The organism is Mycobacterium paraffinicum (assembly GCF_001907675.1).
Lineage (GTDB): Bacteria > Actinomycetota > Actinomycetes > Mycobacteriales > Mycobacteriaceae > Mycobacterium > Mycobacterium paraffinicum_A.
In genome coordinates this window covers 70,886-97,210 of sequence record NZ_MPNT01000014.1, presented here as the reverse complement: position 1 = coordinate 97,210, position 26,325 = coordinate 70,886, and the positions used below count along the sequence as shown (strand labels likewise).

Genomic DNA, 26,325 nt, shown 5'->3' with positions numbered 1-26,325 from the left:
TGCCCTCGCCGTTCGGATCAAAAGGGAATGGCTAATCGTACGTAGCGAATGGTACGGAAATGTGGCCGGGTTACCAGATAGCAAAATCACAATGTCTATTCGCGCTCGCGCGTCTCATGCTGGGTCTTCGCCGCCTTTTCGGCCGCTTCCGCCGCAGCGCTGCCCGGCCGTTTGCTCTGCACCCAGCCCTCGATGTTGCGTTGTGGGCCGGCGGACACCGCGAGCGCGCCCGGCGGGACGTCGTCGCGGACCACGGTCCCCGCGCCGGTGTACGCCCCGTCGCCGACCGTCACCGGGGCGACGAACATGGTGTCCGACCCGGTGCGCACGTGCGAGCCGATAGTGGTGCGGGCCTTGGACGTGCCGTCGTAGTTGACGAAGACGCTCGACGCGCCGATGTTGCTGTGTTCGCCGATGTCGGCGTCGCCGACGTAGGTCAGGTGCGGAACCTTGGTGCCGGTGCCGATCGTGGAGTTCTTGGTCTCGACGAACGCGCCGAGCTTGCCGTCGTCGCCGAGCACCGTGCCGGGCCGCAGGTAGGTGAAGGGCCCGACCGTGGCGCCGGCACCGATGGACGACGACGTGCCGTGGGTGCGCACCACCGACGCGCCGTCACCGACGGTCACGTCGGTGAGCGTGGTGTCCGGGCCGACGACGCAGTGGCCGCCCAGTTGGGTGCGGCCCAGCAGCTGCGTGCCGGGGTGGATGACGGTGTCGCGACCGATCGTGACGTCGACGTCGATCCAGGTGGTCGCCGGGTCGACCACCGTCACTCCGGCCATCTGGTGGGCGGCGACGATCCGGCGGTTGAGTTCGGCGCCCAATTGCGCCAGCTGCACGCGGTTGTTCACGCCTGCCACCAGCGCGCTGTCGTCGACGTGCTGGGCGTGGATGGCCCGCCCGTCGCCGCGCAGGATGGCGATCACGTCGGTCAGGTACAGCTCCTGCTGCGCGTTGTTCGAGCTCAGCCGGTTCAGCGCCGAGCGCAACGCGGGAACGTCGAAGGCATAAACACCGGCGTTGACCTCGCGGATCTCGCGCTGGGAGGGCGTCGCGTCGGCGTGTTCCACGATCGCGGTGACCTCGTTGTCCTGGGTGCGCAGGATGCGGCCGTAGCCGGTGGGGTCATCGAGCGTCGTGGTGAGCACCGTCGCCGCGGCCGATCCGGCGTCGTGCGTCGCGATCAGGTCGGCCAGGGTGTCGGAGTCCAGCAGCGGCGTGTCGCCCGAGGTGACCACGACCACGCCGGCGTAGTCCTCGGGCAGCGCGGACAGGCCACAGAGGACCGCGTGGCCGGTGCCCAGCGGTCGGTCCTGCAGGGCGACCTCGATGGCGCGCCCCAGGCCGTCGGCCCATTCGGCGACCAGCGGGGAGATGCGCTGGTGGTCGTGGCCGAGGACCACCACCAGGTGGTGCGGCGCGACCTTGGTGATCGCGTGCAGCAGGTGGGACAACATGCTGCGCCCGGCGATCGTGTGCAGCACCTTGGGGGTGTCCGACCGCATCCGGGTGCCGGGCCCGGCCGCCAGCACCAGGACCGCGGTATCACCACGAGCCGCCATCAACTCTCCTCACCGGCTTGAACGTCGTCTCCTTGCGACGACACGCCGTCAAGCGTGGCACCACACCTGATGTGGACGCAAAGACCACTTCGGTCCGACACGCTCGACTGTGGGGCCTGCGTACGGGAACTGCGGCGAATTCGTGCATAGGCCCCACACTCGACCCAGGAAGCCAAGCTCCGTCGCCAGGACTCGAACCTGAACTATCTGAACCAAAATCAGAGGTGCTGCCGATTACACCACGACGGATTGCAAGGCCCATCGGCCCGCGCCACCAAGAGACTTTAGACGGTTCGCGGGCCGACCGCGGCGCCGAGGGAAAGACGGGCGGTTTGGCCCCGGCGAAGCTATACGCTGATTGACGTGGCTGTTCTCGACAAGGAGCCGGACAAGGAGGCGCGCGCGCCGCGTGCCCGGATGACCGGTACCGAACGCCGGCAACAACTCATCGGCATCGCGCGCTCGCTGTTCGCCGAACGCGGCTACGAGGGCACCTCGATCGAGGAGATCGCGCTGCGCGCCAACGTGTCCAAGCCGGTCGTCTACGAGCACTTCGGCGGCAAGGAGGGGCTGTACGCCGTCGTCGTCGACCGCGAGATGTCGGCGCTGCTGGACATGATCACCTCGTCGCTGACCAACAACCGGTCCAGGGTCCGGGTCGAGCGGGTCGCGCTGGCGTTGCTCACGTATGTCGAGGAGCGCACCGACGGCTTTCGCATCATGATCCGCGACTCACCGGCTGCGATCAGCTCGGGCACCTACTCCAGCCTGCTCAACGACGCCGTCAACCAGGTCAGCTCCATCCTGGCCGGCGACTTCGCCCGCCGCGGCCTGGATCCGGAGCTGGCGCCGCTGTACGCGCAGGCGCTGGTGGGCTCGGTGTCGATGACGGCACAGTGGTGGCTCGACACGCGGGAGCCCAAGAAGGAAGTGGTCGCCGCGCACCTGGTCAACCTGATGTGGAACGGGCTGACCCATCTGGAGGCCGACCCCAGGTTGCAGGACGAGTAACAGTTGTCAGTCGACCAGCGACTGTGTGCCCAAGACGATCGCGAGGGCGAGGCGCTCGGCGTCTTCCGTCCCGGGTTCGGCGGTGTAGATCATGATGCGCAGGTCGTCGGCGGCGACGATCAGCACGTCGCAGTCAAGCGTGATGTGGCCGACGTCCGGATGATCGATGGTCTTGCGCCGGCTGCGATCGCGGTGCGGCGCCGCGGCGCCGGATTCCCAAAGCTGGACGAAGCGTGGGCTTTGTGCCGCGAGGTCGCGAGTCAATTGCTTGAGACGCTGATCCGCCGGATACCGGGCGGCCGTCAGTCGCAGGTCGGCGATCAATCCAGCCTCGAATTCGGCTTGCTCCTCGGCGTTGTGGACGGCGCGACTGCCAGGGCCGACGACGTTGCGCCAGACTGCGTTACGTTCGATTCCCCGCCAGCTCGTCGTCGGCCCCATCAGTGCGTCGTATGGCGCGTTGGCGACCAGGAGGTTCCAGGTCGCGTCGTAGACGGCGACGGGTGTGTGCGCCAGGCGGTCGAGCAGGCGTTGCACGCTCGGGGTGATGCGCGACGAGACGACGTCGAGTCCAGGGGTCACATGCCCGGCCAGCCGAAACAGCAGATCCCGCTCGGCGTCGGAGACCCGTAGCGCACGGGTCAGCGCCTCCACCACCTGAGCCGAAGGCGACGTGGCCCGCCCCTGTTCCAGCCTGGTCAGATAGTCGACCGAAATCCCGGCCAGCCCGGCCAGCTCTTCCCGGCGCAGCCCCACCGCGCGGCGGCGTCCACCGACCGGAACGCCGACCGCCGTGGGAGGCACGCGGTCGCGCCAGCGGCGCACCATCCGGCCGAACTCCCACTTGTCCATCTCTTTACTGTGCGCGATTCGCGGGTTCCTGTCCTGGTACTGGCAGTCCTACGAAAACCGGACGACTGCCTGGTTGCCAGAGATGGACCGAAGCTGGGGGAATGAATTCGATTGCTTCGGGAACTGTGTTGATCACCGGGCCGACGAGCGGGCTGGGAAAGGCCGCGACGCTGGCGATTGCCAACCGCCCCGCATCGCAGCGTCCGGACCTCCTGCTCGTCGGTAGGGCAGGGCAAGCTCTGACCGAGGTCGCAGAGCTTGCCCGGGCGGCGGGCGCAACCGTCCACCACATCGGCTGCGACCTCGCCCGGCTGGTCGATGTCCGCGACGCCGGCCGCCAGGTCAAAGACCTGCTTGCCGACGGCGCGGTGCGCCCGCTGCGCGGACTCGTGGCCAACGCCGGCGTCATGGTCGCCGACACCCACAACGCGTCCGCTGACGGATATGAACTGACCTTCGCGGTGAACTACCTCGCGCACGCTCAGCTCGTCGGCGATCTGCTGGACACGTTCGTCGCGCCCGCCCGGGTCGTGCTGGTGGGTTCAAATACCTACCACCAGAACATCTTTCGCCGGATTCTCAAAGTTCCGCCGGCGGTGTGGCGCGATCCGGTCGAGCTGGCGCGGCCCGCTTCCCCGGACACGCCGGCGACATCCGAGCAGTCCGGCATCGCCTACTCGAACTCCAAACTGGCGATCCTGTACTACGCGCATGAATTGCAGCGGCGCGCTCCAACGGGGATCAACGTGTCGGTCTTCGAGCCGGGCTTCATGCCGGGTACGGCCCTGAGCAGGGACCACGGCCCCGGCCTGCAACGGGTCGGACGCCTCGTAGAGCGCATCCCGCGCGTCTCTTCGCCCACCGACTCCGGTCCGGCGCTGGCGTCGATCGTCCTCGACGATCGCTGGGCGCAGCTCTCCGGCGGCGGCTTCGTCGTCAAGGACAGGGAGCGCGAGGTAAAGCCGTTCGCGAATGATGCAGCTCGTGAGGCTCGGCTGTGGGAGGCCACAGGGGAACTCCTCGCGGGCGCGGCGGCCGCCGAATGTGGGCCCTAGGCTAGCCCGCGGCGCTCGCACTCCCCACTAGCCGCGGTCGCGGGCCAGCAGGTCGGCAACCGTCTCGCGGCGGACCAGCTCGCGGGCGCGACCGTCGCTGACGCCGACGACGGCCGGCCGGGCGACCATGTTGTAGTTCGACGCCATGCTGTGGTGGTAGGCGCCGGTGCAGGCCACCGCCAATAGGTCCCCGGCGCGCACGTCGGCGGGTAGCTCGATGTCGCGGGCTATTTCGTCGCCGGCTTCGCAGTGCCGGCCGGCCACGGTGACGAGTTGCTTGAGGCCCAGCGGTTGCCGGTTCGCCAGCGCGACGGTGTAGCGGGCGCCGTACAGCGACACCCGGGGGTTGTCGCTCATGCCGCCGTCGACGGCGACGAAGGTGCGCCCGCCGGACTGCGTCTTCACCGAGCACACCCGGTACAGGGTGACGCCGGCGCGGCCGCTGATGGCCCGGCCGGGCTCCACCACCACGCTCGGGCGGGGGAAATGCTCGGCGGCGCAGGCCTCGTCGAGCGCGTCCTCGATGACGCGGGCCAGCGCGTCGAGGTCGAGTTCGCGGTCGCCGGGAACGTAGGGGATGGCGTGGCCGCCGCCGAGGTTGAGCTCGGTCAGGATGACGCCGTGCCGGGCCCGGATGTCGGCCATCGCGGCGATCAGCCGGTGAATCGCTTCGCCGTACAGCGCAGGGTCGGTGACCTGCGAACCGATGTGGCAGTGCAGGCCGACCAGGTCGAGGATCGGGTGCGCCAGGACCCGTCTGACCGCCTCGGCGGCGTGGCCCCCGGCGAGGGTGAAGCCGAACTTCTGGTCGCTGACACCGGTCGTCACCGCGCGGTGTCCGTGAATGTCGATGTCCGGGGTCACCCGGATGAGGACCGGCTGGCGCCTGCGCGCGAGGCCGGCCAGGTACGCGATCTCCATGCAGGAATCCAGCACGATCCGCCCGACCCCGACGCGCACCGCCTCGCGCAACTCGTCGGGAGACTTGGCGTTGCCGTGCATGACGATCCGGGCCGGGTCCACCCCACCGGCGAGGGCGACGGCCAGTTCACCGGCCGAGCAGACGTCGATGCCGAGGCCCTCGTCGCGGGCCCAGCGGGCCACGGCTGTGGTCAGCAGCGATTTCCCGGCATAGACGACCTGGACACCGCGCAGCGACTTGCGGTAGCGGCGGGCGCGGCTCCGGAAGTCGGTTTCGTCGATGACGTAGGCCGGCGTTCCGAACTCGTCGGCGATATCCGCCAGGGGCACATCGCCGATGCAGAGCCCGCCCTGCTCGTCGGGGTGGGCGGTGATGGGCCAGATCGCGGGGTCGAACCGCGGCGGGGCGGCGTGACCGAGCGACGGGAAGATGTCCAGCAATGTCATGAGCCCAACGTGCGCCCGCGCGGAGCCGAAGGCCGTCTTCCTTACGAACCCTTGACGGCGCCGGGCTCAATATTGACGAATCCTGGCGCCCCTAGAATGGATTCATCATGACCGCACCGGGGCCTGCTCGCCCAGAACCCCCGATCGCGGGGCTCGTTGAATTGGCGCTCACCGCGCCGACCTTCCAGCAACTGATCGAAAGCGCGGCCGAGCGACCGGCCGAGCTTCGCCTGGTGGGTCCAGCCAGTGCACGGCTTTTCGTGGCAAGCGCGCTGGCGCGGTTGGGGCCGTTGCTCGTGGTCACCGCGACGGGGCGCGAAGCCGACGACCTAACCGCTGAATTGCGCGGCGTCTTCGGCGATGCCGTCGCGGCTTTCCCGTCGTGGGAGACCCTGCCGCACGAGCGATTGTCGCCGGGCGTCGACACGGTCGGCGCCAGGCTGACGGTGCTGCGCAGGTTGGCGCATCCCGACGATGCGCGGCTGGGGCCACCGCTGCGGGTCGTGGTGACCGCGGTGCGCTCGTTGATGCAACCGATGACGCCGGAGTTGGGCCTGCTCGAGCCGGTCACGTTCAAAGTCGGCGAGGAGATCGCCTTCGAAGACGTCGTCGCCCGGCTGGTGGAGCTGGCCTACACCCGGGTCGACATGGTGGGCCGGCGCGGCGAGTTCGCGGTGCGCGGGGGCATCCTCGACGTCTTCCCGCCGACCGCCGAGCACCCGGTGCGCATCGAGTTCTGGGGTGACGAGGTCAGCGAGATGCGGATGTTCGCCGTCGCCGACCAGCGCTCGATACCCGAGATCGAGGTCGACACGGTGATCGCGGTGGCCTGCCGCGAGCTGCTGCTGACCGACGAGGTGCGGGAACGGGCCGCCGCGCTCGCCGCCCGGCACTCCGGGTCCGAGCCCGCCATCACCGGCAGCGTCACCGACATGCTGGCGAAACTGGCCGAGGGCATCGCGGTCGACGGCATGGAGGCGCTGCTGCCGGTGCTGCGGCCCGGCGAGCACGTCCTGCTGACCGACCAACTGGCCAAGGGCACGCCGGTGCTGCTGTGCGACCCCGAGAAGGTGCGCACCCGCGCCGCCGACCTGATCAAGACGGGCAGCGAATTCCTCGAGGCGTCCTGGTCGGTGGCGGCGCTGGGCACCGATGCGCCCGTCGACGTGGCGCAGTTCGGCGGATCGGGGTTCGCCGAACTGGACGACGTGCACGCCGCGGCGGCGAAGTCCGGTCACCCGTGGTGGACGCTGAGCCAGTTGTCCGACGAATCGGCGGTGGAGCTGGACATCCGCGCGGCGCCGTCGGCCCGCGGGCACCAGCAGGACATCGACGGCATCTTCGCGATGCTGCGCGCGCACGTCTCGACCGGCGGCTACGCCGCCGTCGTCGCCCCTGGCACTGGGACCGCCCACCGCGTCGTCGAGCGGCTCGCCGATTCGGACACCCCCGCCGCCATGCTGGAACCGGACGCGGCGAACACGGCGCTCAAGCCCGGGATCGTCAGCGTGCTCAAGGGTCCGCTGCACGACGGGGTGGTCATCCCCGGCGCCAACCTTGTCGTCATCACCGAGACCGACCTGACCGGCAGCCGGACCAGCGCCGTCGAGGGCAAGCGGCTGGCGGCCAAGCGGCGCAACACCGTCGACCCGCTGGCCCTGACGGCCGGCGACCTGGTGGTGCACGACCAGCACGGCATTGGGCGGTTCGTCGAGATGACGGAGCGCACGGTCGGCGGCGCCCGGCGCGAGTACCTGGTGCTCGAGTACGCATCCAGCAAGCGGGGCGGCGGCTCCGACAAGTTGTACGTCCCGATGGACTCCCTGGACCAGCTGTCCCGCTACGTCGGCGGGCAGGCGCCGGCGCTCTCCAAGCTGGGCGGCAGCGACTGGGCCAACACCAAGACCAAGGCCCGCCGCGCGGTGCGCGAGATCGCCGGGGAGCTCGTCGCGCTCTACGCCAAGCGGCAGGCCAGCCCCGGCCACGCGTTTTCACCCGACACTCCGTGGCAGGCCGAGATGGAGGACGCGTTCGGCTTCACCGAGACCGTCGACCAGCTCACCGCCATCACCGAGGTCAAGGCCGACATGGAAAAGCCGATCCCGATGGACCGGGTGATCTGCGGCGACGTCGGCTACGGCAAGACCGAGATCGCGGTGCGCGCGGCGTTCAAGGCGGTCCAGGACGGCAAGCAGGTGGCCGTGCTGGTGCCCACCACCCTGCTGGCGGATCAGCACCTGCAGACGTTCACCGACCGGATGGCCGGCTTCCCCGTGACCGTCAAGGGGCTCTCGCGGTTCACCGACAACACCGAGTCCCGCGCCGTGATCAACGGTCTGGCCGACGGCTCGGTGGACGTCGTGATCGGCACGCACCGGCTGCTGCAGACCGGGGTGCGCTGGAAGGACCTCGGGTTGGTCGTTGTCGACGAGGAGCAGCGGTTCGGCGTCGAGCACAAGGAGCACATCAAGTCGCTGCGCACCCACGTCGACGTGCTGACCATGAGCGCCACCCCCATCCCGCGGACCTTGGAGATGAGCCTGGCCGGGATCCGCGAGATGTCGACCATCCTGACACCGCCCGAAGAGCGCTATCCCGTGCTGACCTACGTCGGCCCGCACGACGACAAGCAGGTCGCGGCCGCCCTGCGGCGTGAGCTGCTGCGCGACGGGCAGGCCTTCTACGTGCACAACCGGGTCAGCTCGATCGACCGCGCCGCCGCGCACGTTCGCGACCTGGTGGCCGAGGCGCGCGTGGTCGTCGCGCACGGCCAGATGCCCGAGGACCGGCTGGAACGCACCGTGCAGGGGTTCTGGAACCGCGAATACGACATCCTCGTGTGCACGACGATCGTGGAGACCGGGTTGGACATCTCCAACGCCAACACGTTGATCGTCGAGCGCGCCGACACCTTCGGGCTGTCGCAGCTGCACCAGCTGCGCGGACGGGTGGGCCGCAGCCGCGAGCGTGGGTACGCCTACTTCCTGTATCCGCAGCACGCGCCGCTGACCGAGACGGCCTACGACCGGCTGGCGACCATCGCGCAGAACAACGAACTGGGCGCGGGCATGGCGGTCGCGCTGAAGGACCTGGAGATCCGCGGAGCCGGCAACGTGCTGGGCGTGGAGCAGTCCGGACACGTCGCCGGGGTCGGGTTCGACCTGTACGTCCGGCTGGTGGGCGAGGCCGTGGAGGCCTACCGTGCGGCCGCCGACGGTCAAACCGTCACGACCGCCGAGGAGCCCAAGGACGTGCGGATCGACCTGCCGGTGGACGCGCACCTGCCGCCGGACTACATCGCCAGCGACCGGCTGCGGTTGGAGGCCTACCGGCGGCTGGCGGCCGCTTCCGACGACGCGGCCGTCGACGCCGTCGTGGACGAACTCGTCGACCGCTACGGCGCGCTGCCCGAACCCGCCCTGCGCCTGGTGGCGGTCGCGCGATTGCGGCTGCTGTGCCGCGCCGCCGGCATCACCGAGGTGTCCGCCCCGTCGGCGGCCACCGTGCGGCTGTCGCCGATGACGCTGCCCGATTCGGCCCAGGTGCGCCTCAAGCGGATGTATCCGTCGGCGGGCTACCGCGCCACGACCTCGACCGTGCAGGTGCCCATCCCGCGGGCCGGCGGCGTCGGGGCGGCACGCATCCGCGACGTCGAGCTGGTGCAGATGGTGGCCAATCTGGTGACGGCGCTGCAGGGAAAACCACAGATAGAGATTGGTATAACGGGGTCACCGCCGCTCGACGACGATGCGGGCCGGGAACCGGCCCGAGGAGCAGTCGGGCGATCAGGCCGAGCGACGAGCGGGGAGGAGCGGCGCGCATGATCGTGGTCTTGTTCGACCCGCGCCGCCCATCGCTGGTGCCCGTCGAAGCGATCGAACATCTCAGCGGCGAGGTGCAGTACACCGAGGAGATGCCCGTCGCGGTGCCGTGGTCGCTGCCGGCGGCGCGTCCCGTGCATGCCGGGGACCCCGATGATCCCGCGCCGGTGCTGCTGTCCTCCGACCCCGACCATCCGGCCGTCACCGCGCGGCTGGCGGCGGGGGCCCGGCTGATCTCGGCGCCCGACACGCCCCGCGGCGAACGACTGGTCGACGCCGTGGCGATGATGGACAAGCTCCGCACCGCCGGCCCTTGGGAGAGCGAGCAAACCCACGACTCGCTGCGCCGGTTTTTGCTCGAGGAGACCTACGAACTGTTGGACGCGGTCCGCAGCGGCAGTGCCGACCAGTTGCGCGAAGAACTCGGCGACGTGTTGCTGCAGGTGCTCTTTCATGCGCGCATCGCCGAGGACGCGCCGCAGCTTCCGTTCACCATCGACGACGTCGCCGTCACGCTGATGCGCAAGCTGGGCAATCGGGTGCCGGGCGTGCTTGCGGGCCAGACCATTTCGCTGGAAGAGCAGTTGGCCCAATGGGAAGAGCGCAAGGCCGCCGAAAAGCCCCGGAAATCGGTGATGGACGACGTGCATACCGGGCAGCCGGCATTGGCGCTGGCGCAGAAGGTGATTCAGCGCGCCGAGAGGGCCGGCCTGCCCGCCGACCTGGTCCCCGCCGGGATCACGTCCATCTCGGTGTCGGCCGATGGCGACGCCGAAGGCGCACTGCGGTCGGCGGTTCTGGAGTTCGTAGACACGGTCCGCGAGGTCGAACGGGCGATCGCCGCGGCGCGCCGCGGCGTCGGCGTCCCGGAGGAGTTCGACGTGGCACCCCTCGGGGAGGTCACCGAAGAGGAGTGGCGTGCGCACTGGCCATCGGACGAGGCGCCCGATGCGGCCGCGGTCGACGACGAGTGACCACGAAAGGTGCTTGGAGCTAACCGATAATTAATCGAAATCCTGTGCCGGGGGGCCCCGACGCGGCCGGGCAACACCGGAACACATGGGACGATGGTTGCGGATGTCGGTGCAGGGGATTTGAGGGAGCTTTAACCAGCATGGTGTCGCCGAGGCGTTGGTTGCGCGCGGCTGCCGTGATCGGCGCGACCGCGATGCTGATGGCCTCCAGCTGCACGTGGCAGCTCAGCCTCTTCATTCCGGAGGGCGTCCCGCCGCCCGCGGGTGCCCCGGTGCCCCCGGTGGACACCCACGCCAGCGGCCGCCCCGCGGACCAGCTTCGAGCCTGGGCCGAACAGCGGTCGGCGGCGCTCGAGATTCCGGTGATCGCGCTGGAGGCGTACGCGTACGCCGCGCGGGTCGCCGAGGTCGAAAACCCCAAGTGCCATATCGCGTGGACCACCCTGGCGGGCATCGGACAGGTCGAGAGCCATCACGGCACCTACCGCGGCGCCCGACTGGCGCCCAACGGCGACGTGAGCCCGCCGATCCGCGGTGTCCGCCTGGACGGCAGCGGCGGCACCCTGCGCATCGTCGACAGCGAGGAACCGGTGACCGACGACGACGGGGTGGTGCGGGCCATGGGGCCGATGCAGTTCATCCCGGAGACCTGGCGGTTGTACGGTGTCGACGCCCACAACGACGGTCGGGTCAGCCCGGACAACATCGACGACGCGGCGCTCGCGGCGGCGGGTTACCTGTGTTGGCGGGGCAAAGATCTGGCGACCCCGCGCGGTTGGATCACCGCGCTGCGGGCCTACAACAACTCGGGCGTCTACGCGCGGGCGGTGCGCGACTGGGCGACCGCTTATGCGGCGGGTCACCCGCTGTAGCAGGATGTAGCAGGCTTTAACTAACGGCGGCCCGAGGCCGGCACCAGCTAGGAACAAGGAGAAACTCAGTGCCGATTATCGAGCAGGTCGGGGCCCGCGAGATCCTCGACTCCCGCGGTAACCCGACGGTCGAGGTCGAAATCGCCCTGATCGACGGGACATTTGCCCGCGCGGCGGTGCCGTCCGGGGCGTCGACCGGCGAGCATGAGGCCGTCGAGTTACGCGACGGCGGCGAGCGATACGGCGGCAAGGGCGTGCGCAAGGCCGTGGAGGCCGTCCTCGACGAGATCGGCCCGGCGGTGATCGGGCTCAACGCCGACGACCAGCGGCTGGTGGACCAGGCCCTGGTCGATCTCGACGGCACCCCCGACAAGTCCCGCCTGGGCGGCAACGCGATCCTGGGTGTGTCGCTGGCGGTCGCCAAGGCTGCCGCCGACTCCGCCGAGTTGCCGCTGTTCCGCTACATCGGGGGACCGAACGCGCACATCCTGCCGGTGCCGATGATGAACATCCTCAACGGTGGCGCGCACGCCGACACCGCGGTCGACATTCAGGAGTTCATGGTGGCCCCGATCGGCGCCCCCAGCTTCAGTGAGGCGTTGCGCTGGGGCGCCGAGGTGTATCACTCGCTCAAGTCGGTGCTGAAGAAGCAGGGCCTGAGCACCGGCCTGGGGGACGAGGGCGGTTTCGCGCCCGACGTGGCCGGCACCACCGCGGCGCTGGACCTGATCGGCAGCGCCATCGAGTCGGCCGGGTTCAAGTTGGGCGTCGACGTGGCGCTGGCGCTGGACGCGGCGGCCACCGAGTTCTACACCGACGGCACCGGATACGCCTTCGAGGGCAGCACCCGCACCGCCGAGCAGATGGCGGAGTTCTACGCCGGGCTGCTCGGCTCCTACCCGCTGGTGTCCATCGAAGACCCACTCTCCGAGGACGATTGGGACGGCTGGGCGGCCCTGACGGCCTCGATCGGTGACCGCGTGCAGATCGTCGGCGACGACATCTTCGTTACCAATCCCGAACGCCTCGAGGAGGGTATCGAGAAGGGCGTCGCAAACGCGTTGCTGGTCAAGGTGAATCAGATCGGCACGCTGACCGAGACGCTCGACGCGGTCGCGCTCGCCCACCACAGCGGGTACCGCACCATGATGAGTCACCGCAGCGGCGAGACGGAGGACACCACGATCGCCGACCTGGCGGTGGCCGTCGGCAGTGGGCAGATCAAGACCGGAGCGCCGGCCCGCAGCGAGCGCGTTGCCAAGTACAACCAGCTGCTGCGGATCGAGGAGGCGCTGGGCGACGCCGCCCGGTACGCCGGCGATCTGGCCTTCCCGCGCTACGCGCCGGAGGCCAAATAGCTTGCCCGCCAAGCCGGATCCGAAACGGCGCTCCCCGGCATCGCGTCCGGGGAAGGCCGGTGATCCGGTTCGGCGCCGCCGCACGGCCAAGCCGACTTCCAAGCCGTCCAGCACCGCGAAGCAGGCCAGCCCCCGAACGGTTTTCGAGCATGTCGTCGAGCCCATCAAGCGGCAGGCCGCGGAATCGGTCGAACAGCGGTCCGAGCAACGGCTGGGTTTCACCGCGCGACGCGCGGCGGTGCTGGCGGCGGTCGTCTGCGTGCTGACGCTGACCATCGCCGGCCCGGTACGCACCTACTTCGCGCAGCGCACCGAGATGAATCAGTTGACGGCGAGCGAAGCCGCGCTGCGCCGCCAGATCGCCGACCTCGAGCAGAGGAAGGCCAAGCTCGGCGACCCCGCCTACATCGCGGCGCAGGCCCGCGAGAGGCTCGGCTTCGTGAAGCCTGGCGACATCCCGTTCCAGGTTCAGCTTCCGCCGACGGCCGCTCCCAGCGAGCCTGGAGGCCAAGCGGCAAAACCCGCCAACACCGATCCCTGGTACACGTCGCTGTGGCACACCATCGCCGATGCGCCGCATCTGCCCCGGGCCAATGTGCCGCCGCCCGAACCGGGTCCCGCCGGTCCTGTTCCGCCGCCGAGCCCTACGGCGCCCGGTGGTTGATCGTGCCGACCTGGAGGCCGTGGCGCGTCAGCTCGGGCGTGAGCCACGAGGCGTGCTCGAGATTGCCTACCGCTGCCCCAGCGGCGAGCCCGGTGTCGTGAAGACCGCACCGAAACTTCCTGACGGCACACCGTTTCCGACGTTGTACTACCTGACGCATCCGGTGCTCACCGCGGCCGCGAGCAGGCTGGAGACGACCGGGTTGATGCGCGAGATGTCCGAGCGGCTGCGGCATGACCCGGATTTGGCGGCCGCCTATCGTCGGGCGCACGAATCGTACTTGGCCGAACGCGATGCGATCGAGCCGCTGGGGACGACCTTTTCCGGCGGCGGGATGCCGGACCGGGTCAAGTGCCTGCACGTGCTGATCGCGCACTCGCTGGCCAAGGGGCCGGGGTGCAACCCGCTCGGCGATGAGGCGCTCGCGATCCTGGCGCCCGAGCCCGCCATGGCCGGCATCCTGGTGGCGGGGCAGTGGTGAGCAGGCTCGCCGGGATCGACTGCGGGACAAACTCGATCCGGTTGCTGATTGCCGACGTGCGCGACGGCCGGCTGCGCGACGTGCATCGCGAGACGCGGATCGTGCGGCTGGGCCAGGGGGTTGATGCGACGGGCGAGTTCGCGCCGGAGGCGATCGCCCGCACGCGGGATGCGCTCGCCGATTACGTCGCGCTGCTGCAGCGGCACGGCGTCGAGCGGGTGCGGATGGTGGCGACCTCGGCGGCGCGCGACGTGGCCAATCGGGATGACTTCTTTGCGATGACGGCCGAGGTGCTGGGCGCCGTGGTGCCGGGCGCGGTGGCGGAGGTGATCACCGGAGCCGAGGAGGCCGCCCTCTCGTTCCGCGGGGCCGTCGGCGAATTGGACCCGGCCTCAGGCCCGTTCGTCGTTGTCGACTTGGGTGGTGGCTCCACCGAGATCGTGCTCGGCGGGGATGCCGTGGTGGCTAGCTACTCCGCCGACATCGGTTGCGTCCGGCTGACCGAACGCTGCCTGCACTCGGATCCGCCGACGCCCGGCGAGGTGGCGGCGGCCCGGGCGGTGGTGCGCGAGCGGCTCGACGTCGCGCTGGGCGTGGTGCCCGTCGAGCGGGCGCGAACCTGGGTTGGGGTGGCCGGAACGATGACGACCCTGTCCGCGCTGGCCCACAACTTGACGGCGTATGATTCTGCGGCCATTCATCTTTCGCGCGTTCCGGACAGCGATCTGCTGGCGGTGTGCGAGCGGCTGATCGCCATGCCGCGATCCGAGCGCGCCGCTTTGGGTCCCATGCATGAGGGCCGCGCCGACGTGATCGGCGGCGGTGCGATCGTGGTCGAGGAGTTGGCGCGCGAACTGCGCGCCCGCGCCGGCATCGACGAGCTGACGGTCAGCGAGCACGACATCCTGGACGGCATCGTGTTGTCGATCGCCGGTTGAGTCACATCCGCCCCATTGGTCCCCGCGCGGAGGATGATGCACGTTTTGTCCACCTCATAGCGACAATTTGGTTGTCGTACCTCTGTGCGACGGTTACCTGATGATCTCGCTTCATGGCATCGAGCTTCGGTACGTCCTGGCCCTCCACCTTTGGCAGCACGGGCCGGCGACCGTCTCTGAAATGGTCGACCTGCTCGGCCGCCAAGGGTTTCGTGTCCGCGGCAGGCCGTCGAAAACCGTGTCAGATGCGCTGCGCTGGGAGATCGCGCGGGGCCGGGTACGACAACTGCGTCGGGGCCGGTACGGGCCGGAGCACATCCCCCACGCGACCGAGTACCGGATTATCCACCGTGTGCACGCGTTACGCGAGGCCGCCAAGTTGTCGCTATGAGGTGAACAAAGATTGCATCGTCTCCAGGCCGGTACGCAACTGGCGCCTGTGACTCACACCTCGAACCGATACCCCATGCCCGACTCGGTCAGCAAGTGCTTGGGCTGCGACGGGTCGTCCTCGAGCTTGCGCCGCAGTTGCGCCAAATACACTCGTAGATAATGCGTTTCGGTGGCATACGCGGGACCCCACACCTCTTTGAGGAGCTCTTCGCGGCCGACCAGCTTGCCCCGGTTGCGGACCAGCACTTCGAGCATTCCCCATTCGGTGGGGGTGAGGTGAACCTCGGCACCGTTCTTGGTGACCTTCTTGGCCGCCAGATCGACGGTGAACGCGTCCGTCTCGATCACCGGCTGCTCCAGCTCGGACGCCGCGGTATTGCGCCGGACCGCCGCCCGCAGCCGAGCCAAAAACTCGTCCATGCCAAAGGGTTTGGTGACGTAATCGTCGGCCCCGGCGTCGAGCGCCTCGACCTTGTCCGACGAGTCGGTGCGCGCCGACAACACGATCACGGGCGCGGTGAGCCACCCCCGCAACCCGGCCAGCACGTCGATGCCGGAGATGTCGGGGAGTCCCAGGTCGAGGATCACCACGTCGGGTTTGTGCTCCGCGGCGGCGCGCAGCGCGCCGGCGCCGCTGGACGCGGTGATCACCTCGTAGCCCCGCACCGACAGGTTGATGCGAAGCGCCCGCAGGATCTGCGGCTCGTCGTCGATCACCAACACGCGGGTCATCGCGCCCCAACCATTTCTGGCGCAGCCAATTCGACCACGACCGTGAGACCGCCGCCCGGGGTGTCCCCGGCCGTGATGGTCCCGCCCATGGCTTCGACAAAGCCGCGCGCTACCGACATGCCCAGGCCCACCCCGGTGGTGTTGTCGTGATCGCCGAGGCGCTGAAACGCTTCGAAGATCTGCTCCTCGGTCCCGTGCGGGATGCCGGGTCCCTCGTCGATGACGTTGATCAGCACCCGATCGCCGACGCGCCCCGCGTTGACCCGCACCACACAGTCGGGCGCGTACCGCAGCGCATTGTCGATCAGGTTGGCCAGGACGCGTTCCAGCAAACCTGCGTCGGCCAGCACCACGGCGTCACCCACGTCGACTTTCACCCGGTCGATGGCAGAGCGGTAGAAACCGGTGGCCCCCTTGCCGATGCTGATCAGCGCGCGTTGCACCGTTTCCTCCAGATACACGCGGCGCAGGTCGGGGTGCACCACCCCGGCGGCCAGACGCGACGAATCGAGCAGGTTTCCGACCAGCGCGGTCAGCTGGTCGATGGACTCCTCGATGGTCGCCAGCAGTTCCGCCGTGTCGGCGGGGGAGAAGGCGACGTCCTCGGCGCGCAGGCTGGACACCGCAACCTTGGCCGCCGCCAACGGCGTACGCAGGTCGTGGCTGACCGCCGACAGCAGGGAACGCCGCAACTCGTCGGCCCGCACGATCGCCTCGGCCCGGCTGGCTTCCTCGGCCAGTTCGCGCTGCCGGATCAGGCCCGCGGCCTGTTTGGCCACCGCGCCCAGCACCCGCCGGTCGCGGGCCGAAAGCTTTCGGCCCGCCAACAGCATCCAGAACTCGTCGTCGCCGACCTCGATCGCGGTATCGGCGGAATCGACCGTGACACAAGGGTCTCGGCCCACGCACGCGACGACCTCGCCCCTCTTGCTGCCGCCGTGGTCCTCCCCGCCGGGCTCGCGCAGCATGCTGACCGCGCGTTGCGAGTAGGTCTCGCGCACCCGCTCGAGCAGCGTCTCGAGGTCGGCCCCGCGCAGCACCGAGCCCGCGAACAGCGTCAGCAGTTCGGCCTCCTGCGAGGCGCGCCGGGCCTCGCGGGTGCGCTTGGCCGCGCCGTCGACCAGCACCGCGACGGCGACCGCGATCAGCAGCAGCACGAGTTCGGTGACGGCGGCGTCGGGTTCGGCGATGGTGAACGTGTGCCGGGGGGCGGTCAGGAAGTAGTTCAGCAGCAGGCTGGACAACACCGCCGAGACCACCGCCGGCGCAACGCCTCCCAGTAGCCCGACCACCAAGACTCCGACGAAGAACAGGGCGCTGTCGCCGCTGGTGCCCAGGTACCTGTCGAGCGCCGTCACGATCACCGCGCAGATGAGCGACGGCACGATGAATGCCGCCAGCCACGACGCCACCCGGCGCTCATTGGGCGCCAGCGACGCCGCGCGAAAGCCGCGCTTGGATTCCTCGTGGGTCACCAGGTGCACGTCAATCTTTGCGGACCGCTCGACGATCGTCGCGCCGATGCCCTCCTCGAAGATGCGCGCCCACCGCGACCGGCGGGAGGTGCCGATCACCAGCTGAGTGGCGTTCATCTCGCGGGCGAAATCGAGTAGGGCGGTGGGCACGTCGTCACCGACGACAGTGTGCAGCGAGGCATCCAGACTGCTCGCCAGCTCACGGATCTTGCCCATCCGCGCCTCCGACAGGCCCGCCAGGCCATCACCGCGGATGACGTGCACCACCATCAGCTCGGCGCTCGACTTCGACGCGATGCGGGACGCTCGCCGCACCAGCGTCTCCGATTCCGGGCCGCCGGTGACCGCCACCACGACCCGCTCGCGGGCCTCCCACGTTTCGGTGATCTTGTTTTCGGCGCGGTATTTGGCCAGCGCCGTGTCGACCTGGTCGGCCAGCCAGAGCAGCGCGAGTTCCCTTAGCGCGGTGAGGTTGCCCTGGCGAAAGTAGTTGGACAGCGCCGCGTCGATTCGCTCCGGGGCGTACACATTTCCGTGGGAAAGTCTGCGGCGCAATGCTTCCGGCGTGATATCGATCAGCTCGACCTGGGAAGCCTGTCGGACGATGGAGTCCGGGATGGTCTCTTTCTGTTCGATGCCGGTGATTTGGGCGACGACGTCGTTGAGGCTTTCCAGGTGCTGGACGTTGACGGTGGATATCACCGTGATCCCCGCGTCGAGCAATTCCTCGACGTCCTGCCAGCGCTTGGCGTTTTTGCTGCCCGGCGTGTTGGTGTGGGCGAGCTCGTCGACCAGGGCGACCTGTGGGCGACGGGCCAATACCGCGGGCACGTCGAGTTCTGCGAAGCTTGCACCGCGGTACTTGAGATAGCGCGGCGGGACGATCTCGATCCCTTCCATCAGGCTGGCGGTCTTGTGCCGCCCGTGTGTCTCGATGACGGCGGCCACCACGTCCGTGCCGCGTTCCAAGCGCCGGTGTGCCTCCCCGAGCATCGCGTACGTTTTACCGACACCCGGCGCCGCGCCGAGGTAGATGCGCAGCTCGCCGCGCTTGGGATGTTGGCTCCGGCCTCTCACCTGAACCATCATCCCTCCTCCGCGCTAGCTCGTGACCGGATACCGGCGGTCGAGTTGCAGGTTGAGCTGCAACACGTTGACGCACGGTTCACCGAAGAACCCGAGGATGCGGCCGTTTCGATTCTGCGCCAACACCTGACGGATCTGGTCCGGGCTGACGTGCCGGGCCTTGGCCACCCGGGCGACCTGGAGGTCGGCGTAGGCCGGCGAGATGTTGGGGTCCAGGCCGCTGCCGCTGGCGGTGACGGCGTCGGCGGGCACGGCGGGATCGGCGGGTGCGGCGCCGCGGACGGGCACGATCTGACCGATCGTGTAGTCCTCGCCGTACTTCGCGCATTCGACCCGCACGCCCTCGTAGAGCGTCACGAACGGCGCCGGCGTCGTCGGGCACGGCTCGTTGACGCTGACCACTCGGGTGGGGTGGGTGACGTTGCCGCGGGCGTCGCGCGGCCCGATCACCGACAGCACGGCGCCCACACCGCCGCCGGTGCAGAACGGTCGCGACCCGTCCACACCTTCGAGCTGGCCCACCGCGGCGCTGCGGGAACACACGGTGGTCAGCAGGCTCGGCTTGAAGCCCGCGTCCGAAGCGGACTTGCCGGATGCCAATTGCGCCGGATCGGCGGGCGTGTCGACGACGCTTTCCGGCCCGAGATTGCTTGCGCCCGAGGAGAGCGGGTCATAGCCGTTGCCGGCCGCCGACGGGCGGCTTTGGAAGTACTGGGGCAGCGGGTTGCCGTCTTTGTCGGTGAACAGTTGACCGATCAGCCGGCTGCCGACCGGCTTGCCGTTGGCGGTCAGGATCGATCCCTCGGCCTTGTCGTGCAGTCCCGGTATCTGCGCGACGAGCCAGATGAAGACCGGGTAGGCGAGGCCGGTGATGACGGTCAGCACCAACAGCGCGCGAAAGGCCGTCCAGTGCACGCGGACGAAATTCGAGAACTTCATGTCAGGACATCCCCGGGACGAATTGGATGATCAGGTCGATCAGTTTGATTCCGACGAACGGGGCGACGATGCCGCCGAGGCCGTAGATGTAGAGGTTGCGGCTCAGCAGTTTCGAAGCGCTGCTCGGTGTGTAGCGCACGCCGCGCAGCGACAACGGGATCAGCGCCACGATGACGATCGCGTTGAAGATCACCGCCGAGAGGATCGCCGACTGCGGGCTGTGCAGCCGCATGATGTTGATCGTGTCCAGCCCGGGGAACAGCGCGACGAACATGGCCGGGATGATCGCGAAGTACTTGGCGATGTCGTTGGCGATCGAGAAGGTGGTCAGCGCGCCGCGGGTGATCAGCAGCTGCTTGCCGATCTCGACGATCTCGATGAGCTTGGTGGGGTCGGAGTCGAGGTCGACCATGTTGCCCGCCTCTTTGGCGGCCGACGTGCCGGTGTTCATCGCGACGCCTACGTCGGCCTGGGCCAGCGCGGGTGCGTCGTTGGTGCCGTCGCCGGTCATCGCGACCAGCTTGCCGCCCGCCTGTTCCCGCTTGATCAGCTCGAGTTTGTCCTCGGGCGTGGCCTCGGCGAGGAAGTCGTCGACGCCGGCCTCGTCGGCAATCGCCTTGGCCGTCAACGGATTATCGCCGGTGATCATCACCGTGCGGATGCCCATCCTGCGCATCTCGTCGAAACGTTCACGCATGCCCTGCTTGACGACGTCCTTGAGGTGGATGACGCCCAGCACCGACGCCTCGCCGTCGCGAATCTCCCCGACGACCAGCGGCGTGCCGCCGCCGGCGGAGATGCCGTCGACCAACTCGCCCAGCTGCTGTGGCACCTTTCCACCCTGCCCGCGCACCCATTCGGCCACGGAGCTGGCCGCGCCCTTGCGCAGCTGGTGTCCGTCGATGTCGACGCCGGACATCCGCGTCGCGGCGGAGAACTCCACCCAGTGGGCGTGCGCGAGTTCACCCGGAGCGCGCTCGCGCAGCCCGAAATGCTGCTTGGCATAGACGACGATCGAGCGTCCCTCCGGCGTCTCGTCGGCCAGGCTGGACAGTTGCGCGGCGTCGGCGAGTTGCTCCCTGGTGACCCCGTCCAAGGGGACGAAGGCGCTGGCCTGCCGGTTGCCCAAGGTGATCGTGCCGGTCTTGTCCAGCAGCAGCGTGTTGACGTCGCCCGCGGCTTCCACCGCGCGGCCCGACATGGCCAGCACGTTGCGCTGCACCAGCCGGTCCATCCCGGCGATGCCGATCGCGGACAGCAGCGCGCCAATGGTGGTGGGAATCAGGCACACCAACAGCGACACCATCACGATGCCGGTGACGCCGTTTGCGTTGAGTGCCTGGGTGTCTGGGACGCCGGGATTGTTCATCTTCGAATAGATCGCCAGCGGCTGCAGGGTGGCGACGGCAAAAACGAAGATGATGGTCAGCGCGGCCAATAGGATGTTGAGCGCGATCTCGTTGGGGGTCTTCTGCCGGTTCGCGCCCTCGACGAGCGCGATCATCCGGTCGATGAAGCTCTCGCCAGGTTTCTGGGTGATTCGCACGACGATTCGGTCGCTCAGCACGGTGGTGCCGCCGGTGACCGCGGAACGGTCGCCACCGGACTCGCGGATCACCGGCGCCGATTCGCCGGTGATGGCCGATTCATCCACGGAGGCAATGCCTTCGACGACGTCGCCGTCGCCCGGTATCACCTGCCCGGCCTCGACCACGACGACATCACCCTGCTGCAGCTGCGGTGCGGCGACCTCCTCCTCGACGGCGGCCGCGCCGGGTTGCCAGTTCCTCAGCCGCCGGGCCAGCGTCTGGGTCTTGGCTCGGCGCAGGGTCTCGGCCTGGGCCTTGCCGCGGCCTTCCGCCACGGCCTCGGCGAGGTTCGCGAATAGCACCGTGAGCCATAGCCAGACCACGGTCAACCAGGCGAACCAGGTCGGGTCGATGATCGCCAGCACGGTGCTCCAGGCGGCACCGATCTCCACAATGAACATCACCGGGTTGCGCCACAGCGTGCGCGGGTCGAGTTTGCGCAGCGCGTCAGGCGTCGAGCGCCACAGCATCTTCGGGTCGAGCAGACCGCCCTGCACCCGTTTGGTGTTCGCGGTAGCGGTGGGCTGTGACTGCTCAGCCGGGTCGACGGTGGTCGCGGTCATCAGTGAATTCCTTCGGCGAGAGGTCCGAGCGCCAACATGGGCAGGAAGGTGAGGGCGACCAGGATCAGGGTGACGCCGGCGACCATGCCGACGAACTGTGGCCGATGGGTCGGCAGGGTGCCCGCCGATTCAGGTGTCTGCCCTTGCCTGGCCAGCGAGCCGGCCAGGGCGAGCACGAGCACGATCGGCAGGAACCGGCCGAAGACCATGGCCAGCCCCAGGGCGGTGTTGTACCAGTTGGTGTTGGCGCTGATCCCGGCGAACGCGGACCCGTTGTTGTTGGCGGCGGAGGTGAACGCGTACAACACCTCCGATAGGCCATGCGGGCCGGCGTTGAGCATGCCGGCTCGTTCGCCGGGCAGGGCCGTCGCGATCGCGGTACCGGTCAGCACGATCAGCGGCGTGACCAGGAAATAGCTTGCGGCGAGCTTGATTTCGCGGGGGGTGATCTTCTTGCCGAGGTATTCGGGGGTGCGCCCGACCATCAGCCCGGCGACGAACACGGTGATCACCGCCAGGATCAGCATGCCGTAGAGGCCCGAGCCGGTGCCGCCGGGCGCGACCTCGCCGAGCTGCATGTTGAACATGGTCATCATGCCGCCAAGGCTGGTGTAGCTGTCGTGGGAGGAGTCGACCGCGCCCGTGGAGGTGAGCGTCGTCGAGTCGGCGAAGACGGCGGAGTTGGCGACGCCGAACCGCTGCTCTACGCCCTCCATGGCCGAGCCGACCGCGGTCGGCACCGTGCCGTGGTGCTGCAGCTGGAACCACATCATGAAGGTCACGCTGACCGCGTACAGGGAGGCCATGACCGATGCGATCGCGTAGCCCTGCTTCGTGCTGCCCACCATTCGCCCGAACGTGCGCGGCAGCGAGAAGCTGATCACCAGCAGCAGGAAGATTTCCAGCCAGTTGGTCCATGCGGTCGGGTTCTCGAATGGGTGGGCGGAGTTCGCGTTGTAGAAGCCGCCGCCGTTGGTGCCCAGCTCCTTGATGACTTCCTGGCTGGCCACCGGACCGCCGGTGATCGTCTGCTGCGCCCCGTTGAGGGTGGTGACGACCTGGTCGTTCAGGTGGAAATTCTGGATAGCTCCCCCCGCGATCAGCACGATCGCGCCGAGGACCGCGATGGGCAACAGGATGCGCAATGTCCCGCGCACCAGGTCGACCCAGAAGTTGCCCAGCTCGCCGGTGCGCCTGCGGGCGAACCCGCGCACCAGCGCGATCGCCACCGCCATGCCGACCGCGGCGGACACGAAGTTCTGCACCGCCAGCCCGGCCATCTGCACGAGGTGACCCTGAGTGGACTCGCCGGAATAGGCCTGCCAGTTGGTGTTCGTGACGAAGCTGACCGCGGTGTTCCACGCCAGCCCCGGGGTCATCTGGGTGGCCGGATCATGCAGGTGCAGCGGCAATTTCCCCTGCACCAGCTGGAACACGAACAGGAACAGAATGCTGATCGACGAGAACGCCAACACGCTGCGCGCGTACGCCCCCCACGTCTGCTCGGAGCGTGCGTCGACGCCAATCAGCCGATAGATGGCCCGCTCGACGGCGTTGTCCTTGTCCGCCGTGTACACCCGATACATGTAGTCGCCCAACGGCACGTGCACTGCGACCAGTGCCAGGACGAGAACCGCGAGGAAGACGAGCCCGGCCGTCGTCCCGCTCATCAGAACCTCTCCGGGAAGAGCAGTGCGCAGCCGAGGAACAGCGCGAGAAGGACGGAAAGCACCAAACCGACGATGTTTTCGTAACTCACAGCCGCTCGACCAACTTCTGCACCAAGCCCAGCACGGCGAACACCGCCACCGTGAGCACGATGTACACCAACACGCCCATCTAAACTCCGTTCCGGGCCGATCACGCGCAGACGAAAGGGCCTCATCGAGTAAGCAACAGCGCGGTTCTCGGAGGCAAGGTCAGCTTGAAAGTAGCTGGCACCCCTGGTCTAGGGCCTTTGGTTGACACTTTTCTAACGGCGCCGCGGGGCACCTTTACGGTTTCTTAACACCCGGGGACGCGCGCGTTACCCGTCGCCGGCGCCGGGACCGTCGATCATCGGCAGCCGGACCCTGAAAACCGTTGCGCCCTCAGTGGATTCGGCGGCTACGGACCCGTGGTGTGCCTTGACGATCGAACTGACGATGGCCAGACCCAGCCCGGTGCCCGTTCCGTTGAGCCTCGAGCTGTCCGCCCGGGCGAACCGTTCGAACAGGCGGGGGAGCAGCTCCGGGTCGATGCCCGGCCCGTCGTCGGCGACGGTCAGCTCCGCGCACGGCGGCTCGGAACCGTCGCGGCGGCGGGTGATTGCGGTCGTGACTGTGACCCCCGGCGGGTTGTGCACCCGGGCATTGTTGAGCAGGTTGCTCACCAGCTGGTGCAACCGCGCGTGATCCCCGCGGACCCACACCGGTTCCTCGGGCAGGTTCTTCACCCAATGGTGCGTCGGCGCAGCGACTGCCGCATCGTTGACGGCGTTGCCGACGAGCTCGGCAAGGTCGACGTCCTCGCTCTGCAGGTCTTGCCCTTCGCCTAGGCGGGACAGCAGCAGCAACTCGTCGACGAGCAGCGTCATGCGCCGCGCTTCGGACTCGATGCGGGCCAGCGCATATTCGGTGGTCGGCGGCAACTCCGAGCTGTCCTGGCGGGTGAGTTCGGCGTACCCCTGAATCGCGGCGAGCGGGGTCCGCAGCTCGTGGCTGGCGTCGGTGATGAATTGCCGTGTCCGCAGGTCGGATTCGGCGCGTTGTGCCAGCGCGCTATCGACGTTGTCCAGCAACCGATTCAAGGTGTGGCCGACGATGCCGACTTCGTTCTGCTGGTTGGTGTCACGCGGCCGCACCCGGACGCTGATTCGGTGGTCGTCGTCGGCGAGCGGCATGGCGGCGACTTCCGCCGCGGTAGCCGCCAACCGGCGCAACGGCCGCAGGGTATAGCCGACGACCCACACGGTGAGCCCGGCGGTGACCGTCAACGCCGCCGCAATGAGCAGGGTGGTGGTGACCTGCTTGCGGGCGATGATCTGATCGGCAAGGTTCAGTGACACGCCGGCAATCAACACGTCCGGCCCATCGACGTGGCTCTTGAGCCGGTAATACCCAAGGCTGCCCAGGTTTTCGGTACGTGGCGGGCCGTTCGTCCACGACTGCGCCTCGATGACGCGGACGGCGTCGGCGGGCGCCGGCCGCGCTTCGGCTTCTGAGAACACCGCCGACCCGATCAGGGTGCCCTCATGCAGCACCACGATCAGGTTTCCCGGCGTCTGATCGGTGAACTGCAGCATCGCCTCCGGCAGCGGCTTGGCGCCACCGGCAGGATCATGTTCACCCCTAACGTATTTGTGGTACGAGTGGCCCAACGCGTCCAAGGACTCGGCGACGTCGGCGTCGCTCATCGCGGTGACGTAGCCACGCAGGCTCAGCACGGAGACGATTCCGACCGTCATCAGCACAACACTGACCACGCCGAGGACGCCCAACAGAAGCTGGCGGCGCAACGAACGCGGTAGCCACCGCGGAAGATCGCCGGACAGGGCGTCCCGGGCCCGGGTCATTCCGGGGGCCGCAACATGTATCCCACACCGCGCACGGTGTGAATCATCGGTTCCCGGCCGGAGTCGATCTTCTTCCTCAGGTAGGAGATGTAGAGGTCCACGATGCTGGTGCGCCCGGCGAAGTCGTAGTTCCACACGCGGTCGAGGATCTCGCTGCGGCTCAGCGCGCGGCGGGGATTGCGCATCAGGAACCGCAGCAGTTCGAACTCGGTTGAGGAGAGCGATATCTGCGTGCCACCCCGCGTCACCTCGCGGCTGGCGGTGTCCAGCCGCAGGTCGCCGACATTGAGGGTTTCGGCCGCCGGCGGCGCCTGCTGACCGGAACGGCGCAGCAACCCACGCAGCCGCGCCACGAGCTCTTCCAGGCTGAAGGGCTTGGTCATGTAGTCGTCGGCGCCCGCGGTCAGACCCGTGACCCGGTCCATCACCGAATCCCGCGCGGTAAGGAACAGCGTCGGGGTGTAGGTGTCAGATTGGCGGACGCGTTCCAGGATTCGCAGCCCGTCGACGTCCGGCAGCATGATGTCGAGCACCAGCACGTCTGGACTGACCTTGTCGAACTTGGCCATGGCCTCGCGTCCGTTGTGGGCGATGTCGACGACCCAGCCCTCGTAGTGCAGCGCCATCTTGACCAGGTTGGTCAGCGCCGGCTCGTCATCGACCAACAGCACCCTGATCGGTGATCCATCGGCACGATAAATCCTGGGCAGTTGCCCGAGAATGGCCTGGCGGGGGCGCTGGCCACCGCCGTAGTCCGACATTGCGGTCATGTTCCTCCATTCTGGCAAGACCCACACCTAACTGTCACGGAGTTCATAGAGTTCTCAAATGTGCGCGGTGGGTCGCGACGCGTAAACCCGCGCAAATATGAGTTCTGTATGTGTGCGGAGCGGGGAACTTGCGGCCGGCCGGTTTGCCAAAAACTTTGAATCGCGCGGCCATTGGCTTGTCCGTTTTTGTGCTCCAGGCGATACATCACGAAACCGGCGTTACCCGAGGCGATTTGGTCCGTTTGCAGTGCGCGGATATTGCCGCCGTT

At 68.4% G+C, this 26,325-nt stretch carries 21 protein-coding genes and 1 tRNA gene; 10 read left to right on the top strand and 12 right to left on the bottom strand.

Annotation, left to right across the window (positions count from 1 at the left end; genetic code table 11):
• Positions 1 to 95: 95 nt before the first annotated feature.
• Both glmU and BRW65_RS16720 read right to left on the bottom strand, forming a co-directional pair.
• Positions 96 to 1,562 (bottom strand): bifunctional UDP-N-acetylglucosamine diphosphorylase/glucosamine-1-phosphate N-acetyltransferase GlmU, encoded by a 1,467-nt coding sequence (gene glmU / locus BRW65_RS16725; protein WP_073876535.1) that lies wholly within the window; start codon positions 1,560 to 1,562, stop codon positions 96 to 98.
• Between the two features lie 177 nt (positions 1,563 to 1,739).
• Positions 1,740 to 1,811, bottom strand: a tRNA-Gln gene (locus tag BRW65_RS16720).
• A gap of 168 nt (positions 1,812 to 1,979) precedes the next feature.
• On the opposite strand from BRW65_RS16720, the gene BRW65_RS16715 reads away from it, so the two are divergent.
• Positions 1,980 to 2,573: a TetR/AcrR family transcriptional regulator gene (locus tag BRW65_RS16715; protein ID WP_139273156.1), complete on the top strand. Its 594-nt coding sequence runs from the start codon at positions 1,980 to 1,982 to the stop codon at positions 2,571 to 2,573.
• 6 nt (positions 2,574 to 2,579) lie between these two features.
• Here the strand turns inward: BRW65_RS16715 and BRW65_RS16710 are convergent, their stop codons facing one another.
• A complete protein-coding gene (locus tag BRW65_RS16710) occupies positions 2,580 to 3,425 on the bottom strand; it encodes a helix-turn-helix transcriptional regulator (protein WP_073876436.1) in 846 nt (281 codons plus the stop codon).
• 101 nt (positions 3,426 to 3,526) lie between these two features.
• Between BRW65_RS16710 and BRW65_RS16705 the strand changes: the two genes are divergently transcribed.
• Entirely contained in the window at positions 3,527 to 4,480 is a 954-nt protein-coding gene (locus tag BRW65_RS16705) for an SDR family NAD(P)-dependent oxidoreductase (RefSeq protein ID WP_073876434.1), read from the top strand.
• 27 nt (positions 4,481 to 4,507) lie between these two features.
• Here the strand turns inward: BRW65_RS16705 and lysA are convergent, their stop codons facing one another.
• Positions 4,508 to 5,848: a diaminopimelate decarboxylase gene (lysA, locus tag BRW65_RS16700; protein WP_073876432.1), complete on the bottom strand. Its 1,341-nt coding sequence runs from the start codon at positions 5,846 to 5,848 to the stop codon at positions 4,508 to 4,510.
• Positions 5,849 to 5,955: 107 nt separating this feature from the next.
• On the opposite strand from lysA, the gene mfd reads away from it, so the two are divergent.
• The 8 genes from mfd to BRW65_RS16660 all read left to right on the top strand — a co-directional run bounded on the left by mfd (position 5,956) and on the right by BRW65_RS16660 (position 15,347).
• Complete coding sequence (mfd, locus tag BRW65_RS16695) at positions 5,956 to 9,672, top strand: transcription-repair coupling factor (protein WP_244168113.1); 3,717 nt, start codon at positions 5,956 to 5,958, stop codon at positions 9,670 to 9,672.
• Entirely contained in the window at positions 9,669 to 10,643 is a 975-nt protein-coding gene (locus BRW65_RS16690) for a nucleoside triphosphate pyrophosphohydrolase (RefSeq protein WP_073876430.1), read from the top strand. The genes mfd and BRW65_RS16690 overlap by 4 nt, the downstream gene beginning before the upstream one ends.
• Before the next feature lie 143 nt (positions 10,644 to 10,786).
• Positions 10,787 to 11,515 carry a lytic transglycosylase domain-containing protein gene (locus BRW65_RS16685; RefSeq protein ID WP_139273155.1) on the top strand — a complete coding sequence of 243 codons (729 nt, stop codon included), beginning with the start codon at positions 10,787 to 10,789 and terminating at the stop codon, positions 11,513 to 11,515.
• 68 nt (positions 11,516 to 11,583) lie between these two features.
• Positions 11,584 to 12,873 carry a phosphopyruvate hydratase gene (gene eno, locus BRW65_RS16680; RefSeq protein WP_073876426.1) on the top strand — a complete coding sequence of 430 codons (1,290 nt, stop codon included), beginning with the start codon at positions 11,584 to 11,586 and terminating at the stop codon, positions 12,871 to 12,873.
• A gap of 1 nt (position 12,874) precedes the next feature.
• Complete coding sequence (locus BRW65_RS16675) at positions 12,875 to 13,537, top strand: FtsB family cell division protein (RefSeq protein WP_073876424.1); 663 nt, start codon at positions 12,875 to 12,877, stop codon at positions 13,535 to 13,537.
• Positions 13,530 to 14,018: a DUF501 domain-containing protein gene (locus BRW65_RS16670; protein ID WP_073876422.1), complete on the top strand. Its 489-nt coding sequence runs from the start codon at positions 13,530 to 13,532 to the stop codon at positions 14,016 to 14,018. Before BRW65_RS16675 ends, BRW65_RS16670 begins: the two co-directional genes overlap by 8 nt.
• Positions 14,012 to 14,956, top strand: coding sequence for a Ppx/GppA phosphatase family protein (locus BRW65_RS16665; RefSeq protein WP_073876420.1), 945 nt, complete (start codon positions 14,012 to 14,014; stop codon positions 14,954 to 14,956). The genes BRW65_RS16670 and BRW65_RS16665 overlap by 7 nt, the downstream gene beginning before the upstream one ends.
• A gap of 82 nt (positions 14,957 to 15,038) precedes the next feature.
• Complete coding sequence (locus BRW65_RS16660; RefSeq protein WP_432206431.1) at positions 15,039 to 15,347, top strand: hypothetical protein; 309 nt, start codon at positions 15,039 to 15,041, stop codon at positions 15,345 to 15,347.
• Between the two features lie 53 nt (positions 15,348 to 15,400).
• On the opposite strand, the gene BRW65_RS16655 is transcribed toward BRW65_RS16660, so the two are convergent.
• The 8 genes from BRW65_RS16655 to BRW65_RS16620 form a co-directional block, all read right to left on the bottom strand.
• On the bottom strand, positions 15,401 to 16,081 hold the full coding sequence (locus tag BRW65_RS16655; RefSeq protein WP_073876416.1) for a response regulator: 681 nt from the start codon (positions 16,079 to 16,081) through the stop codon (positions 15,401 to 15,403).
• Entirely contained in the window at positions 16,078 to 18,642 is a 2,565-nt protein-coding gene (locus tag BRW65_RS16650) for a sensor histidine kinase (RefSeq protein ID WP_244168112.1), read from the bottom strand. Before BRW65_RS16650 ends, BRW65_RS16655 begins: the two co-directional genes overlap by 4 nt.
• Before the next feature lie 15 nt (positions 18,643 to 18,657).
• On the bottom strand, positions 18,658 to 19,581 hold the full coding sequence (locus BRW65_RS16645; RefSeq protein WP_073876412.1) for a potassium-transporting ATPase subunit C: 924 nt from the start codon (positions 19,579 to 19,581) through the stop codon (positions 18,658 to 18,660).
• Position 19,582: 1 nt separating this feature from the next.
• Complete coding sequence (kdpB, locus tag BRW65_RS16640) at positions 19,583 to 21,733, bottom strand: potassium-transporting ATPase subunit KdpB (RefSeq protein ID WP_073876410.1); 2,151 nt, start codon at positions 21,731 to 21,733, stop codon at positions 19,583 to 19,585.
• Complete coding sequence (kdpA, locus tag BRW65_RS16635) at positions 21,733 to 23,403, bottom strand: potassium-transporting ATPase subunit KdpA (RefSeq protein ID WP_073876408.1); 1,671 nt, start codon at positions 23,401 to 23,403, stop codon at positions 21,733 to 21,735. The genes kdpB and kdpA overlap by 1 nt, the downstream gene beginning before the upstream one ends.
• Positions 23,403 to 23,492, bottom strand: a complete 90-nt coding sequence (gene kdpF / locus BRW65_RS32330; RefSeq protein WP_050790038.1) for a K(+)-transporting ATPase subunit F — start codon at positions 23,490 to 23,492, stop codon at positions 23,403 to 23,405. Before kdpF ends, kdpA begins: the two co-directional genes overlap by 1 nt.
• A 267-nt stretch (positions 23,493 to 23,759) precedes the next feature.
• Positions 23,760 to 25,286 (bottom strand): sensor histidine kinase, encoded by a 1,527-nt coding sequence (locus BRW65_RS16625; RefSeq protein ID WP_073876404.1) that lies wholly within the window; start codon positions 25,284 to 25,286, stop codon positions 23,760 to 23,762.
• Complete coding sequence (locus BRW65_RS16620) at positions 25,283 to 26,056, bottom strand: response regulator transcription factor (RefSeq protein WP_073876402.1); 774 nt, start codon at positions 26,054 to 26,056, stop codon at positions 25,283 to 25,285. The genes BRW65_RS16625 and BRW65_RS16620 overlap by 4 nt, the downstream gene beginning before the upstream one ends.
• Between the last annotated feature and the right edge of the window lie 269 nt (positions 26,057 to 26,325).